Source organism: Albidovulum litorale (assembly GCF_025751495.1).
GTDB classification, from domain to species: Bacteria; Pseudomonadota; Alphaproteobacteria; order Rhodobacterales; family Rhodobacteraceae; genus Albidovulum; species Albidovulum litorale.
The window spans coordinates 933,100-949,870 of sequence record NZ_JAOWKZ010000001.1 but is presented as its reverse complement, the minus strand read 5'-3'; the positions used below and the strand labels follow the sequence as shown (position 1 = coordinate 949,870).

The following is a 16,771-nucleotide window of genomic DNA, read 5'->3' as shown; positions in this document are numbered from 1 at the left end:
CCTTAAACGTCGCCGTTCATGTTGAGATTATGAGGTTTTCGCGCCGGCGCTACGCAATTCTTCATTGACCGTGATGAGTGCATCTTCCGATGGTTTTTCATCGAGATTCATGACCGGAATAAGTGCGCGCAGCCGATCGTGGTGGGTGCGGACGCCGAATTCGAGGTCGGACAGGTGAAAGTCATCGAAGGCCGAGGACTTCATCGACTCGTTGGACCAGATCGAAAGCTGCTGATCCTCAACTGAGGTTTCACGGTCGATCCGGTAGGCGAGGTAGCGCGCGGCGCGCTCCTCGCGCGTTTCGTGCGGGCGACGGTAGAGCCTGCCCGACATCTCGGTCTGGTTCAGCGAATGCGGAATGTCCTGGTAGTACTGCGCGCCTTCGGGCGTAAAGGCGATGACCGAATTTGGAAAGATGCCGTAATAGGTCCAGCTGCTGCGCAAGTGATCGGGCAGCCAGTCGCGGCCCTTGCTGAATTTCACGTAGTTCCGGACCGACCAGAGGCGGCCGGGCTGGTCGCCGTATTCGGCGATTGATTGCGAAATACCGCCGGGAAAGATCATGTCCTTGTAGCTGCGGCCGTAAAGGTCCTGAAGCGCGGGATGCGCCATCGCCACATGGTAGCCTTCGTTGTCCACGTCGCGCATGGACTTCCAGTTGATCGGCAGCGGATCAACCGTCCAGTGGCCGAGCGCGTCGCTGGGCAGCAGTTCGGACGCTCGGTAGGCTTCGAAATCCGCGTCAAAAGGCTTGAGAAGTTCGGCAACCGATGGCTGCGGACCTTCGCGGAACCGCAGGAAGATGAAGCCGTGCCAGATTTCCATGTCGAGCGGTTTGAGCCCGAACTTGGACCGATCCATGTCGCCAAAGGTTTCGGGCCGCGCCGCCCCCCTGAGCGTGCCGTCGAGATTGTAGACCCAGCCGTGGAACGGGCAGACCATCGCGGATTTGCAATGGCCCGCCTCGCCGTCGGCCAGCCGCGCGCCACGGTGGCGGCAGAGATTGTGGAAGGCGCGCACCTCGCCATCGCGGCCCCGGATGATGAGCGCGCGTTCGTCGAGGAAGTCGAAGGTCAGCCAGTCGCCGGGCGCCGGCATGTCGCTGACATGCCCGGCCACCTGCCAGTGGGTCAGCAGAACTTCATTGCATTCGAGGTCGAACAGCGCCTGCGAATGGTAGGTCCAGCCCGGGAGCCCCCGGCGGTCCCAGTCGTTCGGTACGGGTATCGGTTTCAGGCTCTTGTTCATGGCGTTTCTCCGATGGTCGTATTCATCTGCCGACGCACCCAGTCATGGAATTTCGCGATGTCGAATTCCTGTGGCATCAGCCGTCCGTGCCGGTAGCGGCTGCTTCGCAACCCGCGCTGGTTCATCTCACAAGCCTCACCATCCTGAGCCATCACGATGGTTGCGAACGCGGCCACGGATGCGGCGTCAAAGCCGGGCTGGGCAAGCGTTTCTGCCGGGAACAGCCATTCGGCGGTCAGCCGGGTCCGTTCCGGCCCGAGCGGCATCAGCGAGACGGCGCGCACATAGTCGACATGGGCGACGATGTACATCGTGGGATAGATCGTCACGAAGTTGTGGCCGTTGGCACGTTCGTCGGCGGAAAGGTTCGGAAATTCCGGGCCGCAGGGTTCACCCGACATGGTCCATGTCACGGCCTTGTCGCGCAGCGCGGTTGGCCGTTCGGTGTCGGCTGACCAGTTCGAGCTCTCCTCGGGTGACATGATCCCGTCGCGGTAGACCGGGACCATGTCGCAAAGCTCAGGGTGGATGCCCGGGCAGTGCAGGCATTCGTTGTAGTTCTCCCAGAAGATCTTCCAGTTGCAGTCGATGTCCTTGACCAGACGGTGGCCCGTGCGAAGGTCCGCCATCGGCCAGTTGTCGAGTGCGGCCAGTCCCAGATCGGGCGCGAGTTCGCCGGGCTCGTCTGCGAGGTTGAGAAAGACGAAGCCATTCCAGAGCCGGACGTGGACCGGGAAGAGGCTGTGATCCTCCTTGCGGAAATCGTCGGTCGGCGTCGCATAGGCGGTCGAGATCAGCCGCCCGTTCGTATCGTAAGCCCAGGCATGGTAGGGGCAGCGGATAAGCTTGCCGAGCTCGGCATTATCCTCGATGCAAAGTTCCGAGCCGCGGTGGCGGCAGGTATTGTGAAAGGCCGTTACCCGGCCATCCCGGTCACGGCAGAGGATCAGATTGTGGCCCGCAAGATCGAACCGCCGGATGGTGCCGGGGGAGAGGTCATCAAGCCGGCCCGCGCAGACCCAGTTCCGCGCCCAGATCGTCTGCCGCTCGCGCTCGTACCAGTCGGGATCGACATAGGACGACGCGGGAAGCGTCTCGGGGCAGTGGTCGAGAAGCGGTGATGCGGGATGGCGGTGTTCGGTCATGACGTTTGTCCTCAGAACCGTCCGGGGGGTGTGGCGCGCCGACGTGGCGGGGCGAAGAAGGGGCGAGCGACGATTTCGGCCTTCATCATCAGCTTGACGTAATGCAGTTCGCGGAGCGCGTAGATTTCGGCCCAGATGCCGCCTTTCGCCTTGGTGTCATACGGGCGGCGCATATGGGCCAATGCGATGCTGCTCTTCGTCACCGGCGACCATGCGGCGGAGGTGACCTGACCGATCTCGCGGTCGCGCCCGTCATAGAGGATCGCGTGATCTGCGGCGACGTTGCCTTCGATGTCGAGCGCGACAAACGCCCATTCGCCCGATTGCGTGTCGCGTTCCTTCAAAAGCGCGCGGCGGCCGTTGAAATGGCCCTTGCCGAAGTCGATCATCCAGTCGAGCGCCATCTCGTAAGGGGATCGCACGCGGTCTTCGCGAACCGCCTGATCGGCGGGCACGAAATCGGCATTTGTGGTGATGAAGCCTGCCTCGATCCGCGCGAGGTTGAGCGCGGTGGACCCGACCGGGCGGATGCCGCAATAACTGCCTGCCTCCATCAACCGGTCCCAGAGTGGCAGCGCCCGCCCCGGCTCGATCCAAAGTTCATAGCCGAGATCGCCCGTAAAGCCGGTGCGCGAGATCGTCAGCGTGCCGCCCTTGAAAGGATAGCGCGCGATGCGGAAGGGTTTCAGCGCCGAGACGTCAAAGCCCGCCTCGGTCAGAACCGCCGCCGTGCAGGGCCCCTGAAGCGAGAGGCCCGCGATCTCATCCGTCACGTCGCGGATCGTGACGTCAAAACCGATGGCGGAATCCGCCAGCCACGGCAGGTGCCGTTCCTGACAGCAGAGCAGGAACTCGGCTTCCCCCAGCCGGAACAATGTGCCGTCATCGAGCAGTTTGCCGTGATCGTCGCACCATGCCGTGTAATGCACCGCGTCCACCGGCAAGCGTGCCACGTCCCTGAGCGTCAGCCGGTTGAGATAATCGACGGCGCCGGGCCCGGTGATCCGGTATTTGATCATCGGGCAGAGGTCGTAGAGGCTCGCGGTGTTTCGGATCGCGGTGTATTCCGTTTCCGCGTCTTCGAGAACGGTCGCGGTCGTGTATCCGGCCCATGGGGCCCATTCGTTCAGGACATTGGCTGCGGCGATACGGTTGTGAAATGCCGTGGTCCTGAGCGGGGTTTCGAAATGGTGACGCAGATCCTTCATGCCGCCACCCCCGACAGGATGCGTTCGGCCGCGTTCCAGCCCGCCGCACCCGAAATGCCGCCGCCCGGATGGCTGCCCGCGCTGGCGAGCCAGAGCCCCGCGATGGGTGTCGAATACTGAGCGGCATCGGCGAAGGGGCGCAAGAACAGCATCTGCTCCACGCTCAGTTCGCCGTGGTGCCAGTTGCCTCCGGCCATCCCGTAGCGCGCTTCGATATCCTGTGGCATCAGAAGCTCGCTTTCGGAAATCAGGCCGCCGATCCCGGGCGCATGGTCTTCAAGAACATTTAGCGTATTGGCCAGCATCTGTTTGCGCGCCTTGTCGAGCCCGTCTCGCGGGTCGTGCGGCGCGAACTGGACGATGGCCGACAGGAGATGCGGGTCGCTTGCCCCGGCAGCTTCATGCGCAGTCGGGATCACGATCTCCATCACCGGGCGTTCGGGCACTTCGCCGTATTTCGTGGCGTTGAAAGCGGTCTCGACCATGTTGATATCCGGTGCGATCACCAGTCGCGTCGCAGGGTTCGCGCCACGGAAATCGGGTCGTGCGGTCAAGGCAAGGTGCAGTTTTGCGGCACCGCCACGCGACCGGATGTTCCGGGTACGCCGGACGAAACCGGTGTCGAGGTGGAGCGCACCCACGAGGTCCAGCAGGGTCTGTTTCGGACCTGCCGCGGACACGATCGTCGGGGCCCGATAGGTTTCGCCCGAAGTCAGGACCACGCCGGTCGCGCGGTCGTCTTCGATCAGGATGCGCTCAACCCGCGCGCCGGATTGCAGCGTCACACCTGAAGCCGCGGCGGAGCGCGCCATGGCGTCTGCGACGGTGCCCATGCCGCCTTTCGGCAGCGCGAGCGCGGCACGGGTGCCTGCCGCCTCGCCCGCGAGACGGTTGAGATAGACCAGAAGCGAGTTCGGCGAGCGCGGGCCGAGCCATGACCCGAGCACGGCGTCGAAGGCCAGTACGCCCTTGAGCCGGTCATCGGTGAGGTCGTCTTCCAGCACGTCGGCAACGTTGATGAGGAAAAGCCTGAGAAACTCGCGGAACTCATCGCGACCGAGACGGCGCAGCCCAAGCCCGATCTTCGCGAGCCCGAGCATATCGTTGCCGGCCTTGCGGGCGATCCGGGGTGGGGTCAGCGCGCGGAACGGGACCAGCGCCTCGGCATAGATCAGCAGGCGCTTGCGAAGTGTCGCCCAGGCGGCCCGGTCGGCGTCGCTCAGCGAACCCGAAAGGCTGGCCCCGGCGGGGCCTTCGAGAACGAGGTGGTCGCCGGTGGCCGACAGGGCGGTCGTCGCAAGGTCCGTCGCAGCATAGGAAAAGCCGTACTGGTCCAGATCCATTCCGGCATGAACGCGCGGATCGAGCATCATCAGGAGATGCGCGAGCGGCATCTGCGAGGCACCCGACGCCCCGTCGCCACCGACGGCCGCGCCGCCGGGGCGGTCTGCGGCATCGAGCACGAGGACGCGCTTGCCCCCCTTGGTCAGGCGGGCCGCGCAGGCCATCCCGTTGGTGCCGCCACCGATCACGATCGCATCAAACGACTGCATAGGCCTCCCTCATCTCGGTGGGCGCGCGCGTGTCACGGAGGATTTCGGCGGCGGCGTTGCGGCCGGGGGCCCCCATGACACCGCCGCCGGGATGGGCGGAGGAGCCGCAGAGCCAGAGGTCGCGGATCGGCGTCTTGTACTGGGCATAGCCCGGCACCGGTCGGTTGAAGAGAAGCTGGTCGAAGGTCAGCTCGCCCTGGAAGATATTGCCCTCGGTCAGGCCGACCTCGGCCTCCAATTCGCGCGGGGTGCGGATCTCGGCATGCAGCACGCGGTCCTTGAAGCCGGGCGAGTATTCGGCGATCTGGTCGATGACGGTCTGGCCGAAGGCGTCGCGGTCGGCATCGGTCCAGTCGCGCCCGTCGATCTTCGGCGGCGCATACTGGATGAAGCAGGACATGAAATGCTTGCCCGGCGGCGCCATCGTCGGGTCGATCATCGTCGGCATCATCGTGTCCTGGAACGGATCGCGGCTGAAGCGGCCGGCCTTCCAGTCGTCATAGGCGCGTTCCATCCGCTCGACGCTGTCGGTGAAATGCAGATCGCCCTTCAGCATCGGCGATCCTTCGGGAAGCGCCGGGAAATGAGGTGCAGAGTCGAGCGCAATGTTGAGCTTGCCGGACGAACCGCGGGTCTTGAACCGCTCCACCCGACGGGTGAAGGCGGGCGGCAGTTCATCCCGGTCGACATGTTTCAGGAAGGTCCGCTTCACATCCATGTTGGACAGGACGCGCTTGGCCGCGATCTCTTCCCCATCGTCGAGTCTTAGCCCGACCGCGCGGCCGTTGCTTACCAGAACGGTATCGACGCCCTTGCCCGTCCGCACCTCGCCCCCGGAGGCGCGAAGCGATGCGGTCAGCGCCTGCGTGATCGCCCCCATGCCGCCGCGCGCGAAACCCCATGCGCCGACATTGCCGTCAACGTCGCCCATGTAGTGGTGCAGAAGCACATAGGCCGAGCCCGGGGACATCGGCCCGAGCGCGGTGCCGATGATCGCCGAGACAGCGAGATAGGCCTTGATCACCGGACTTTCGAAATATTCATCGAGGAAGTCCGAGATCGACATGGTCCAGAACCGGATCATGTCGCAGATCTGGCTTTCGGACATTTCGCCGACCTTGCGGCCAAGCCACGCCAGTTCGGCAAGATCGCGCGGGCGGAACGTCGCGGGATCGGGGGGCGTCCGCATCAGAAGCGGCCGGATGAACCGGCAGTGCCGCATGATATCGCGCGAATAGCGGTCATAGGCTTCCGCATCGCGTGGCGAATAGCGCGCGAATTCGCGGCGGTTGGCGTCGTGATCACGGAAAATCGCGAGATAGCCGCCGTCGCGGGTGAAGACAGCGCCACCCTCATAGGGCAGAACCTGCAGGCCATATTTCGGCAGTTCGAGGTCGCGCATGATCTCGGGCCGGAAGAGCGAGCAGACATAGGAACAGTTGGAATAGGTGAAGCCGGGATGCAGTTCCCGCGATACCGCGGCCCCACCGATCCAGTCGTTTTTCTCCACGACGACGACCTTCAGCCCGGCGCGGGCCAGATAACAGGCTGCAACCAGCCCGTTATGGCCCGCACCGATGATGGCCGCATCGTAGCTCATGCGCGCTTCTCGGCCTCGAAATGCTCCAGCGTCATGTCAACCGCCGTCTCGAACGCCTTCAGCGTGTCATCGAGGCAGGCCGTGTCATGGGCTTCGCACATGAACCAGGGTTCGCGGCTGTCGGGTTCGCAGATGATGCCGAGATCGTGGAGGAAATAGGCCATCTGGTCGTAGAAGGAATAATCCGACCGCTTCCAGTCGCGGTAGTTGTCGGGTGCCTTGTCGGCGAAGAAGAGGCCGAACATCGAGTCGTGACCCGCATAGGAATGCGCGATGCCGCGACGGTTCAGGACGCTCGACATGCCGGCCTTCAGATCGGCACCGTATTTCGCGAGCGTTTCCAGCGCCGGTGTCTCGTCAAGGATGCGCAGACATTCCTCGGCGGCGGCAAGGCTGACGGAATGCGCGGTATAGGTGCCGCCATGGGCCGCACCGCCATAGCGGAATGTCCGCATGACTTCCTCGCGTCCGCCGACAACCGCGATCGGGTAGCCGTTCGCCATTGCCTTGGCGAAGGTGCAGACATCGGGTGTAACGCCAAGCAGCGCCTGAACCCCGCCGCGCGCGACGCGGAAACCGGTCTTGACCTCGTCGATGATCAGCAGAACGCCGTACTGATCGCAAAGCCGACGTGCCAGCTGCACATATTCGACCGAGGCCGAGATTCCGCAGCAATTGCCCTGGATCGGCTCGATCAGCATCGCGGCCATCGTGTCGCCGTGGCGCTTGAACGTGTCCTCCAGCCGTTGTGCGTCGTTCATCGGCACAAGATGGGCGAGGGACCGCAATTCCTGCGGAATACCTTGCGAATAGGGTACGACCTCAGGGTCGCCGCCGCCCTTGCGGCTCCAGTCCTCGACATTGGCCATCCACATCGCCGCGTCGAAAAGACCGTGATAGGCGCCCTCGATCAGCAGATAGCTGTCGCGTCCGGTATGGGCGCGGGCAAGGCGCAAAGCGGCCATCACCGCCTCGGTGCCCGAGTTGGAGTAGCGCACGAGATCGACGCCCGGCACCATCTTGGCGATGCGGTCGGCAACGGCCAGCTCACGCTCGGTTGACAGCGCGAAAACCCCCCCGACCTCCATGCCGCGGCGGGCGGCCGCGTCGACCCGCTCATCGGCATAGCCGAGAATTGCAGGCCCGTAACCGAGGCGATAGTCGACATATTCGTTGCCGTCGATGTCCCAGATTCTCCCGCCCTTGCCGTGATCGACATAGATCGTGCGGTCATCACCCCAATAGCGGAAGGTCGATGCCACGCCGAGCGGCAGTCGTTTCAGCGCCTTTTTGAACTGTTCATTCGATTTTCCGATAGTACGTCGTGGCGCGGCACGCATGATCCGTTTCCTTTGCGAATAAGGCGAAGCAGCGGTGATCGTCGATCAGCGGGTCTTCGCGGTCATCGCCATTTCACACGGATTTTGACTGTACTGTCAATCAGAATTTGACTGACAGTACAGTCAAAATGTGATTTAATTGAAATCGCGGGCAGATATTCTATGTCTGTCGCAATCGAGGGCCGCGATCGGAGCAGCGAAAATGAACCAGGTCGAAGGCAATGCGGCGGTGCAGCCGTCTCCGCGCAAGCTCAGCCGCCAAGCGCGACGCGAACAATTGATCGAAGCGACGATCGAGATCATCGCCCGGAAGGGTTATGCCCGGACAACGCTGACCGATGTCGCCCGCCATGCCGGGCTCTCGCATGGATTGGTCAATTTCCACTTCGAGACGAAGGAAGGTCTGCTGGGGGAGACGCTTTCCTATCTCGCTGAGGAATACCGCCGCAACTGGACCGCCGCGCTGGAGGCATCGGGACCCGCGCCGGCGCAACGTCTTGACGCGATACTCAGGGCCGATTTCAATCCCGAGATCTGTACACCATCACGCCTTGCCGCTTGGTGCGCCTTCTGGGGCGAGGCGCAGAGCAGGCCGCTTTATCAGGAACAGTGCGGGTCGAACGACCGGGAATACACCCGCGTCCTTGAGGAGATCTGCGGCGAACTTCTGGCCGAAACCGGCCAATCCGGCGATCCCGTCCGCATCGCCCGGGTGCTGCGGATGACGACCGAAGGCGCCTGGTTCGACCTGATGACGATGAGCGATCCCTACAGCATGACGGAAGCGCTCCACACGGCATTCAACTGTGCCGCGGCCTTCTTCCCGGGGAAGTTCACCGAAATGGGCGTCGTGGGCGGTGCGGCAAAGGGTTGATGCGCCGAGCATTGCCGGCTGCTATCAGACAATCCGTTGGCCGGTAAGTTGGCTGTGTACGCGGTTGACGACAGGGTTGGCGGGGCAAGACCGCATATCCTCCAGCCGCCGATGCGCAACAAATCGGCGAGGCGTTCGAAGGGCTCGGAAACGCCAGACGTTGCGACCCATGACAATTCCAACCAGCCGGACTACCCGTGCGATCCGCCACGTCGCCGCCATCTGCTGAGTTCAGGGTTAATGATCTTGGACGGGAAAAAGTGCCAAATTCGGCAGATTACGGCCCGGCTCGTGCCAGATTTCAAGTTTACGTTGCATTCGTAAACAAGTGTCTTCGAGGAACCAGTGATGCGATTGGTTGAGTCAAATCCATTTGCGGAGGGGGTGAACCCTGGCCGGGCATTCCCGCCTGATGAGACGGTCCAGATGGCACGGCGCGAAGCGGTTATCGCGGAACTGCGAGGCCAACTTTCCGACGTTGTGGACCTCGCCAAGAAACCCGATACCCTTTGGCGTCTCCGCGCCATCCTCAACACCTAGGTTCAGGACCCATTAATAGGGTTGCGGCCGTCCGGCCTGGGTAATTCATGCTCCCGAACTGACGGGGGGTTATGATGAGCGACCTATTCTTACTGACCGATCAGCGGATGGAACGTCAGAAGCCCTTCTTTCTAGAGAGTCATGGCAAGCCGCGTGTCGAGGACCGACATGTTCTGAGCGGGATAATCTGTATCAATCGCAATGGATTGCGGTGGTGTGACGCGCCCCGGGGAAATGGCCCGCCGAAGATGCTCTACAACCGCTGGAAACGGTGGGGCGACATGGGGGTTTTCGCCAGGATGATGGAGGGGCTGGCTTCCGAGGGCACCGAGCAGAGGGCCATCACGATCGGCGCGACCTATTTTAAGGCGCGTCGCACGGCTTCCAGCCGGCAGGCGAAAAAGGAGGATCCGACGATCAGCGCGGGCGTCTGATCGGTCGGACGAAGGGCGGGCTGAACGCCAAGCTGCACGCTGTCACCGACGCCAAAGGCTGCCCGCTGCGCTTTTTCATGACGGCGGCCCCCTTCTCGGGGATGCACGCATCGCCTGTCAGGCAACGGATCAGCGACGACACCGGCGCGGCGGACCTGCTGGGCCGTGCTGGGCTGTCTGCCAGCCACCAATTGGCTGATCGCTGACCGGGGCCATGATACCGATTGGTTCAGGGATGCGTTGAAAGACAATGGCATACGCCCCTTTATCCCTGGCCGAGAGTCCCGCGGCAAAACCGTTCGCTTCGACAAACAGGCGGTATCGCAGCCGCAACCGGATCGAGATCATGTTTGGTAGACTGAAAGACTGGCACCGCATCGCCACCCGCTACGACCTACCTATGCGCCCTCGCCGCAACCGTTATCTTCTGGCTTTGACGATTAATGAGTCCGGAACCTGATCACCTGCTCAAAGCGGGCAGGCAATTAAAAGGCAGGCACCAAGTATCTTTCGCATGTCGTCGAACACGACCGGCCGCTCGCCCCGCCAGCGTGAGGAATGGCGGTGCGGTAGCGTCAAGGAGCCTGCTTCGAGCGCATCCAGGGTTTCCTCGGTTTCGACGATGATGCGGCTGATCCTGAGCCGGGTGTTGGCAAGGTAGGTCTCGCGATGGCGTGCCTCCATGCGCAGATGGAACAGCGAAGAGCGCGAACGTGGGCGCACGACCATATCATCGACATCGCCCCGCGATGCCTGCCATTGATGCCGCGCCTTTGCGAAATACCTCTTTGCTGTCACGGTCCCAGCGCCGGAGGCAATGCCAAGATTGATCAGGCTTGTCGCGATCCGGCGGTCGCTTGGAGCAAATGAAAATCGGGCCTGCCGGTAGGCCAGGTGAAACAGACAGACCGCACGGAACCGACGATGCGCTTGCCAGGCAGCAATGGCAGCTTCGCTCAGCCGTTCCCAGCGCAGATCGGCACGGCGCCAGCCGCTGGCTTTTGCCTGCCGCCAGTCGACATCTGCCGCGTCAAATCCCAAGATATGCCGCGCGGACATGCTCATTGTCATGGAGCTCATGGGCTGGACCCTCCAAAGCAAGGTTTCCGGTTTCAAGGACGTAGGCGTGGCTTGCCAGATCAAGCGCCAGACCGGCATTCTGTTCGACCAGCACCACCGGCACCCCGTCGGCATTGATCTCTTCGATGATGCGGGCAATCTCCTCGACGATGACGGGGGCGAGGCCCATCGAGGGTTCGTCCATCAACAGAAGTTTTGGTCGCGCCATCAATGCACGCCCGATGGCCAGCATCTGCTGTTCGCCGCCCGACATGGTCTGGGCGCGCTGAGTGCGGCGCTCCTTCAGGCGCGGAAAGCGGTGGTAGACCTTGTCCAGATCGCTTTCCACCCCGGCCTTGTCGCGGCGCAGGAAGGCACCCGTGCGCAGGTTCTCTTCCACCGTCATGTCGGGGAAGATGCGGCGGCCTTCTGGTACATGGGCAATGCCGCGTGCGACGATGCGGTCGGCGGGCAAGGTGTCGATCCGCTCACCCTCGAACAGGATTTCGCCGGTGGCGAGTTTCGCAAGGCCCGACATGGCGCGGAGCGTTGTCGTCTTGCCCGCGCCGTTGCCGCCGATGATGGTGACGATGGCGCCGTCGGGAACCGACATGGATAGGTGCCTGAGGGCAGAAACCTGACCGTAATTCACCGCGACATCGCGCAATTCAAGCAACATGGCGGGCACCCCCCAGATAGGCCTCGATCACTGAAGGATGGTGGCGGATGTGGTCGGGGCCGCCCTCGGCCAGCCATTTTCCAAAGCTCATGCAGGTGATGCGGTCGCAGAGCCCCATGATCGCCTGCATGTCATGTTCGACGATCAGGATCGTGGTGCCGTCATCGCGCAGCTTGCGCATCAGGCCCATCATCACCCGCGTCTCTTCCGGGTTCATGCCGGTGAAGGGTTCGTCCAGCAGGATGACATCGGGATGGGCGGCATAGGCCACGGCCATGCCAAGCGCGCGCTGGTGTCCGTGTGACAGATCACCGGCGCGGTTATCGGCCAGATGCGCGAGGTTGAAGAACTCCAGCGCCTCGCGCGCCCGCGCCTCCGCGCCGGTCCGGTCGTGGCGGTCGTAGCCGACGATGGCCGCAAAGATGTTCGGGCGGAAGGGCATATGCGTGCCCACCAGCGCGTTTTCCAGCACCGTCAATTCGGCAAATAGCGTGGAGTGCTGGAATGTCCGCACCACGCCGCGCCGCGCCACCTCGTGCATCTTCAGGCCTGAGATGACCTCGCCCCTCAGACGCACCGCGCCCGATGTCGGTTTGTAGAAGCCCGAGATTGCATTGAAGGTCGTGGTCTTGCCCGCGCCGTTCGGACCGATCAGCCCGTGGATCGTGCCATGATCGACGGTGAAACTCAGCGCGTCGACCGCCGTCAGCCCGCCGAACCGCATCGTCAATGCGTCGATCTCCAGAAACTTGGTCATTCTGCGGCCCTTTCGACGGGGATCGCGGACTTGCGACCGGGTTTCAGTTTCTGCACGAGGCTTTCGAGCCCCTTCGGCAGGAAGAGGATGGAAAGGATTAGGATCAGCCCGTAGATCAGCGGCCGGGCCTGTTCGAAGCCCATCTCACGCAACACAACCTCGTTCAGGACGGTCAGCGTGACACAACCAAGGATCGGTCCGTAAAACGTGGCGGTTCCTCCGACAATCGCCCATGTCAGGACGAAGACCATCACCTCGACGTCAAAGCTGTTGGGATTGATGGTGCCAACATAATGCGCCAGAAGCGCGCCGCCGAGACCGGCAAAACCGCTGGCGATTGTGAAGGCAAGCGTCCGGTAGGCGCGCACATTGACACCCGCCGCCTGGGCCAACTTGTCCTGCCAGTGAACAGCGTGAAAGGTCAGGCCAACCGGCGATTTCTCGATCCGCCAGAGAATCCATAGGCAAAAGGCCACCACGATCGTGGCGAAGTAGAAATAGCTGATCGGCTCGAAGAAATCGAAATCGTAGATGCCGACGGAGAAGTCCGGCATCGGGTCGATCCCCTTGATGCCCTTCGGTCCGCCAAAGGGTTCGCGGAAGCGCTTCCACAGAAGCCGGATGATTTCGCCCGCCGCGAAACTGCCGATCAGGAAGTAAAAGCCTTTCATCCGGAACAGCGGCACTGACAGGATCAGCGCAACCAAAGCCGCCGCGACACCGCCGAGCAGGATCGAGACGGGCACCGGCACACTGAACATTTTTGTCAGAAGCGCCGAGGCATAGGCCCCGACCCCCATGATCACGACATGCGCGAGCGACCATTCCCCGGTCAGCGTCAGCAGCCGGTAGGAGGTGACGATCAGGACGTTGATCGCCAGATAGACCAAGATTTCCTGCTGCGAGAAGCTGAGCACATGCGGCAGGAAGATGAGTGCGGCAAGAAGCGCGAGCCATGGGATGACTTTAGGCACGGTCGGCACTCCCCATGAGACCGGTCGGCCGGACGATCAACACGATGAGCATCAGCATCAGGCCCACGATGTCGGCCAGAACCCCGTCCCAGAATGTCGTCACAACTGTGTGGATGAAGGCATAGGCGACCGAGGCGATGATGGCGCCTTCCAGCGACCCGACACCGCCGACGATAATCACGATGAAGGCAGTGATGATCACGGAATGGCCCATGAACGGATTGACCGACACCAAGGGCGCTGTCAGCGCCCCGGCAACCCCGGCAAGCCCGGCACCGATGAACATCGCGATGCGGGCGGTCTGGTTGATCGAAATGCCCTGAAGCGCGGCAGCCTCCGGGTCCTGTGCCGAGGCGCGCAGGGCCCATCCAAACCGGGTGCGTTTCAGGAAGAACCACAGGGCCGACAGCAGAACCACGGCTGCGATGATGACGTAAAGCCGGGCGACCGGCAGGCGGACCTTTTCGGAAAACGCGATCACATCTTGCGTCACAGGCGGGATATGTTCCATCCTCACCCCGAAGCCCATGACCGCAAGAGATTGCAGGATCATCAGGAAGCCAATGGATGCGACGAGGCCGCCGAGGGGATTATCCCGTAGTGGCCGGAACAAGGCACGCTCCATCAGCAGGCCAAGAAGCCCGACAAAGGCCAACCCGATCCCGACCGCGACCAGAAACGGCATATGCAGATCGGCATAAAGGGCGACGACGGCGTAGGCGCCCGCCATGAACAACTCGCCATGGGCGAAGTTCACGACCCCCATCACGCCGAAAATCAGGACCAGCCCTACGGCGACGAGCGATATGTAGCTGGCCGCGTAGAGGGCGTTGAACCCGGTCTGTGCCAGAATCTCCAGCATCGACTTCTCCCTGTAGGAAATATGGGACGGCACCGGGCATGCGCTCCCGGTGCCGCCTTTGCCACGAAGCCAGTCAGCCGCGCTGATCGAACATCTGACCGTAGTCAGACATGTGTTTGCGCAACAATTCACCGTGCTTCGCGTACCAGTCAGGGATCGACCGGAACTCCTTGATCACAGCCTTGCCATCCTCGATCGCGACGACTGGCCATGCGCCAACCAGCGCGTTGGAGATGCCGAACAATTCCTCGCCCCACCAGTCGGCGTCGCCGAAGGCATGCTTGCCCTTGCCGCCTTCCTGCATCGCGGCCAGAACCGCCTCGGGTTCGGCCGAGCCGGCCTTTTCAGCGCCCGCCTTCCACAGATCCATGATCGAGGCATATTCCCAGCTGACCGCGCCCCACTCTCCGGGATGGCGATTGTTGTATTCAGCGTAGAACCCGTTCGGATCATCGAAGTTGACGTTGTCAGCATTCATGGCCGGGTCGTCGAAATCCGGGAACTGGAAGATGAAGCCCTCCATGAACTCCTTCGACGTCTTGGCGATCATCTGGTCGTAGAAGTCCGCGGTGCAGGAGATGATCTGGCCCTTGAAGCCCTGCTGGAAGAGCTGCTCGGCAATCGGATGGACATAGTCCGAATAGCAGGTGTCGAGGCAGACGATCTGCGGGTTCTTCGCCAGAAGCCGGGTGACGACAGGCGCAAAATCGGTCGTGGCAGGATCAAACAGAAGGGGTTCGTCCAGCATCTCGATTCCGGCGGCTTCGAACGCGGCCAGATAGGTCGCGACCGAGGGCAGGCCGAGCGCATCATCCTGCGCGCACATGACGGCGGTCTTCAGGTCGGGTTTGTTCTCGGCCAGCCACTCCACGCCGGTGACGTTGTAGATCGGGTGCACTTCGGCGGGCGCGATCAGTGTTGTGGTTTCTGGCGAAAGGTCTGACGGCAGGAGCGTGGAGAAGAGCATCCCGGTTTTCTCCGCAACCGGCTGCACACCGGGCCAGGTATCGCCGCCAAGCATCATGATGAAGCTGACGCCATCCTCGCGGATCAGCTTGGTCGCACCCGTGCGCGCCTTGGCGGGGTCGTACTCGTTGTCGTAGGAGACGAATTCGACGTTAAAGCTTTCATCGCCCAGTTTGATACCGCCGGCGGCATTGACCCGTTCGGCCCAGATCTGGCAACCATCAAGCCCAGGCTTGCCCCAGGCCGCCACCGGCCCGGTCAGGGGTGCGAGAAAGCCGATCTTGATCGTGCCACCGGCGGCCGCGGCGGCACGGGGAAGGCCCGCCGCAATGGTTCCGAGAGCCGAGGTTTTCAGGAAAAAGCGCCGGTTAAATCCGGCACGGTGAATCTTCGTGAACATTTGCGTCTCCCATGTTGGGACCCGGTCGCGGGACGAAGCCGCGTCGGGCCTATCCTGTTCGATGCGGGCTGGGCCAATTTTCGACCTCTACTGAACCAATTTGCGCAAACTGGATCGGCCGCACAACCAAACGCTAGCAGGAAGGCTTTTTCCTGCCAAGAAATTCTGTTCTTCTGGAGTAAATTATTTTGGAGGAAACGCCCTCAGAAGCCCACATGCTCCGGGTAATTCCTTAACATCATTACGAGACTCGCCGCTGAGAACCGGAAGGCGGACCGTTCTGCCAGTGCCAACCAATTAAGCAACCAGAGGGCCAATATCGCAAATTGGTTCCTTGAGCGACCGACGTTGTGGTATTTTGGCAAATCTGGTTAACTCCGCCAAACCAACCGGGAATCCACAGTGAATACACGTATCGTCCCCGTGAAAGCCCCCGATAGCACCGAAGCGACAATCGGCGCGACCGTTCAGTCCGTTATCGACACGATCGTCGCGCGAATCGAATCGGAGGAATACGAGGTCGATGAGCGATTGCCTTCGGAACGGACGCTGGCGTCAGAACTTGGCGTGGCCCGCAACACGGTGCGCGAGGCACTCGATGTTCTGGAGACCCGGAAGATGATCCGACGGCGCGCTGGCAGCGGCAGTTTCGTCACCTACCAGTCTGGCGCACAAGGCAACTCGGCACCCTCGGCACTGGCCTCGAATACCAGTCCGCTGAACCACCTTGTCGTACGCGGCATCCTTGAGCCGGAAATGGTGCGTTTGGCGATCATCAACATGACGCCACGCCAGATTGAAGCCCTGGGCGAGACCCTTTCGCTTATGGAGCAGGTCCGGACGGATGCCGCGGCTTTTGCTCGGCAGGAGGAGGAGCTTTACCGCCAGATCGCACATGGAACCGGCAACCCGCTTCTGGCGGCCTGTTACGAACTTGCGATCGACGCCTGCCGCCAGAATTTCCGAGCCGCCCTGCTGCGCCGCCACCTGACGCCAAAGCGCATTGGTGACTACCAGCAACGTTACAACACGCTGTTCAACGCAATTGCCTCTCGCGATATCGAGGCGGCTGTGGAGTTCATCAAACTGCACCTGATCGAAGAGCAGAAACTCTTGCTGCAAGAGGTCTGAC

At 62.2% G+C, this 16,771-nt stretch carries 14 protein-coding genes and 1 pseudogene; 3 read left to right on the top strand and 12 right to left on the bottom strand.

Annotated elements, in window-relative coordinates:
- Window positions 1-27: 27 nt before the first annotated feature.
- Genes OEZ71_RS04820 through OEZ71_RS04795 form a run of 6 tightly spaced genes read right to left on the bottom strand, consistent with a single transcriptional unit; the run spans window position 28 to window position 8,094 of the window.
- The gene (locus OEZ71_RS04820) at window positions 28-1,248 is read right to left on the bottom strand and encodes an aromatic ring-hydroxylating oxygenase subunit alpha (protein ID WP_263738775.1); all 1,221 of its coding nucleotides are present in this window, start codon (window positions 1,246-1,248) and stop codon (window positions 28-30) included.
- Complete coding sequence (locus tag OEZ71_RS04815; RefSeq protein WP_263738774.1) at window positions 1,245-2,393, bottom strand: aromatic ring-hydroxylating oxygenase subunit alpha; 1,149 nt, start codon at window positions 2,391-2,393, stop codon at window positions 1,245-1,247. Before OEZ71_RS04815 ends, OEZ71_RS04820 begins: the two co-directional genes overlap by 4 nt.
- An 11-nt stretch (window positions 2,394-2,404) precedes the next feature.
- On the bottom strand, window positions 2,405-3,601 hold the full coding sequence (locus OEZ71_RS04810) for an aminomethyltransferase family protein (protein WP_263738773.1): 1,197 nt from the start codon (window positions 3,599-3,601) through the stop codon (window positions 2,405-2,407).
- Window positions 3,598-5,154 (bottom strand): phytoene desaturase family protein, encoded by a 1,557-nt coding sequence (locus OEZ71_RS04805; RefSeq protein ID WP_263738772.1) that lies wholly within the window; start codon window positions 5,152-5,154, stop codon window positions 3,598-3,600. The genes OEZ71_RS04810 and OEZ71_RS04805 overlap by 4 nt, the downstream gene beginning before the upstream one ends.
- Window positions 5,141-6,754 (bottom strand): phytoene desaturase family protein, encoded by a 1,614-nt coding sequence (locus OEZ71_RS04800; protein ID WP_263738771.1) that lies wholly within the window; start codon window positions 6,752-6,754, stop codon window positions 5,141-5,143. Before OEZ71_RS04800 ends, OEZ71_RS04805 begins: the two co-directional genes overlap by 14 nt.
- Window positions 6,751-8,094, bottom strand: coding sequence for an aspartate aminotransferase family protein (locus OEZ71_RS04795; RefSeq protein ID WP_263738770.1), 1,344 nt, complete (start codon window positions 8,092-8,094; stop codon window positions 6,751-6,753). The genes OEZ71_RS04800 and OEZ71_RS04795 overlap by 4 nt, the downstream gene beginning before the upstream one ends.
- Before the next feature lie 202 nt (window positions 8,095-8,296).
- Between OEZ71_RS04795 and OEZ71_RS04790 the strand changes: the two genes are divergently transcribed.
- A complete protein-coding gene (locus OEZ71_RS04790; protein ID WP_263738769.1) occupies window positions 8,297-8,968 on the top strand; it encodes a TetR/AcrR family transcriptional regulator in 672 nt (223 codons plus the stop codon).
- Window positions 8,969-9,582: 614 nt separating this feature from the next.
- Window positions 9,583-10,379: pseudogene (locus OEZ71_RS04785) on the top strand (IS5 family transposase).
- A gap of 31 nt (window positions 10,380-10,410) precedes the next feature.
- Here the strand turns inward: OEZ71_RS04785 and OEZ71_RS04780 are convergent.
- From OEZ71_RS04780 to OEZ71_RS04755, 6 genes are all read right to left on the bottom strand, one after another.
- Window positions 10,411-11,022 (bottom strand): tetratricopeptide repeat-containing protein, encoded by a 612-nt coding sequence (locus OEZ71_RS04780; protein ID WP_263738768.1) that lies wholly within the window; start codon window positions 11,020-11,022, stop codon window positions 10,411-10,413.
- Entirely contained in the window at window positions 10,973-11,680 is a 708-nt protein-coding gene (locus OEZ71_RS04775; protein ID WP_263738767.1) for an ABC transporter ATP-binding protein, read from the bottom strand. The genes OEZ71_RS04780 and OEZ71_RS04775 overlap by 50 nt, the downstream gene beginning before the upstream one ends.
- Complete coding sequence (locus OEZ71_RS04770) at window positions 11,670-12,437, bottom strand: ABC transporter ATP-binding protein (RefSeq protein WP_263738766.1); 768 nt, start codon at window positions 12,435-12,437, stop codon at window positions 11,670-11,672. Before OEZ71_RS04770 ends, OEZ71_RS04775 begins: the two co-directional genes overlap by 11 nt.
- Window positions 12,434-13,411 (bottom strand): branched-chain amino acid ABC transporter permease, encoded by a 978-nt coding sequence (locus OEZ71_RS04765; protein ID WP_263738765.1) that lies wholly within the window; start codon window positions 13,409-13,411, stop codon window positions 12,434-12,436. Before OEZ71_RS04765 ends, OEZ71_RS04770 begins: the two co-directional genes overlap by 4 nt.
- Window positions 13,404-14,273 (bottom strand): branched-chain amino acid ABC transporter permease, encoded by an 870-nt coding sequence (locus tag OEZ71_RS04760; RefSeq protein ID WP_263738764.1) that lies wholly within the window; start codon window positions 14,271-14,273, stop codon window positions 13,404-13,406. Before OEZ71_RS04760 ends, OEZ71_RS04765 begins: the two co-directional genes overlap by 8 nt.
- Window positions 14,274-14,346: 73 nt before the next feature.
- Window positions 14,347-15,639, bottom strand: coding sequence for an ABC transporter substrate-binding protein (locus tag OEZ71_RS04755; protein WP_263738763.1), 1,293 nt, complete (start codon window positions 15,637-15,639; stop codon window positions 14,347-14,349).
- Between the two features lie 402 nt (window positions 15,640-16,041).
- On the opposite strand from OEZ71_RS04755, the gene OEZ71_RS04750 reads away from it, so the two are divergent.
- Window positions 16,042-16,770: a FadR/GntR family transcriptional regulator gene (locus tag OEZ71_RS04750; RefSeq protein WP_263738762.1), complete on the top strand. Its 729-nt coding sequence runs from the start codon at window positions 16,042-16,044 to the stop codon at window positions 16,768-16,770.
- Window position 16,771 lies beyond the last annotated feature (1 nt).